Genomic DNA, 1,531 nt, shown 5'->3' on the forward strand with positions numbered 1-1,531 from the left:
AGCGATTTTCTTTGTTCGGGGAATACCTGCAGTAAGCAGGTTTCATAACAGATAAAAGTGCCGTACAGGAGCCGCTGCAGGTATTTAACATTAGCACGGTGCTGTGGGATAATATGCGTGAGCTTCAGGGTGGGGGATACGCCTGCGGCATATCCTTTACTGATGCAATGCAAAACCATTTGTGTGTCTTCACCGCTGCTGAGTTTATTCCCTTTTCTGCCGGAGGCGGTGAAACGTCCCTGGCGGGCCAGTTGTACAAACTCTTTCAGTATGGCCGCCGAAGTGCAAAGCCCGGTGCCAAAAGGATAACAGGATTGCCATGAACTTTCGCTGGCTGTACGGATCGTTTGTTCTTCCCGCTGCTGAAAGGCAGCGCTGGCAAACTGCCGGATGGCAGCGTCTACGCCGTCAATAAAATCTACTTTTACATTACCTGGTCCCCAGGCGGCTACTGTAGGAAATTGTTCATTCAGTTTTTTTAGCTCCAGTAGGTAATCGCTTTCAGGTTCATTATCATAATCAAAATACACAATGTAGTTACCGGCAGATTTTTCTATGGCGGCCATCCGCGCAAAATTTACACCTTGTTCCTGTACAAGGAGTATATGCATTCCCGGGATCTTTTCTTCAAATGCCTTCACATAGGATTGTTGTTGCAGTGGTACATCGCTGTTATTATCCACGAGGATCACTTCGGTGGAAATATTGCTGGTATCCAGCCGCGACACGGCTTCCAGGCATCGTTTCAGTATCCGTTCATCCGGGTTATAGGTGCATATGACCAGCGAATAATCTATCGTTTTTTTCCAATCCATAGCGAATCATATTGCCTGAAGAAACTAAAATGGTCTTTCGTAAGATTATCTATTACGTAAGTGGGCCCCAGTTCGTCCCTGTCGGGGTAATAGTCGTGGAACGCAATAAAGCCGCCCTTCACTACTTTGGAGGCGTACAGTTCAAAGTCGGACCTGCAGCCTGCAATGGAGTGGTCGCCGTCGATGAACAGGAAATCGATCTTTTGAAAGTCATTGTACATTTCAAAAGAGTAGCCTTTTTTCACGATGATCTTATCATAAACAGACAGGCGTTCCATATTTTCCGTGAAGCGTACCAGCAGGTCGGTGCTGGCTCCTTTTTCTGCGTATTCCTGCCGGCTTCCCTGGTCAAACCCGGCGTCTGCATTGAACGGGTCAATGGCATATATTTTCCCGGAGCGGAGTCCTTTTGAAATGCAGTAAGTACTTTTTCCCTGCCAGCTGCCGATTTCCACTACCACTGCATCGCGGCGCAGTTTACGCGCGGTGAGGAAAAGCCCCAGCGCTTCGCGTTCGGTGAGCCATCCGTCTATATCGTAATAGGAATGGATCTTTTTAAGGGCTGATCTTTCTATCATTTTCCGGAACATATGCAGGGTGTTTAGCGTATGATTTATTTAAAAAGATTTCTTAGCCAACGTTTAAATCTTTTTCTCAGTAACTGTTCTTTTTTTAACGTTCGCCATTTTTCTTCGAGAAAAAAATCTTTGTTTAAG

The 1,531-nt window shown here is 46.2% G+C and carries 2 protein-coding genes; both read right to left on the reverse strand.

Features of this window, described 5'->3' with window-relative positions; genetic code table 11:
- A partial coding sequence (locus VN105_RS03300; RefSeq protein ID WP_325637896.1) for a glycosyltransferase occupies positions 1-815 on the reverse strand: 815 nt, incomplete at its 3' end.
- A complete protein-coding gene (locus VN105_RS03305; protein WP_325637898.1) occupies positions 794-1,405 on the reverse strand; it encodes a class I SAM-dependent methyltransferase in 612 nt (203 codons plus the stop codon). The genes VN105_RS03300 and VN105_RS03305, both read right to left, overlap by 22 nt.
- Positions 1,406-1,531 lie beyond the last annotated feature (126 nt).

Source organism: Chitinophaga sp., from assembly GCF_035564935.1.
In the GTDB taxonomy this organism is placed as follows: domain Bacteria; phylum Bacteroidota; class Bacteroidia; order Chitinophagales; family Chitinophagaceae; genus Chitinophaga.

Excerpts from the sequence above, each read along its gene's own strand:
- VN105_RS03305 (WP_325637898.1), bottom strand. The coding sequence starts at position 1,405 with ATGTTCCGGAAAATGATAGAAAGATCAGCCCTTAAAAAGATCCATTCC.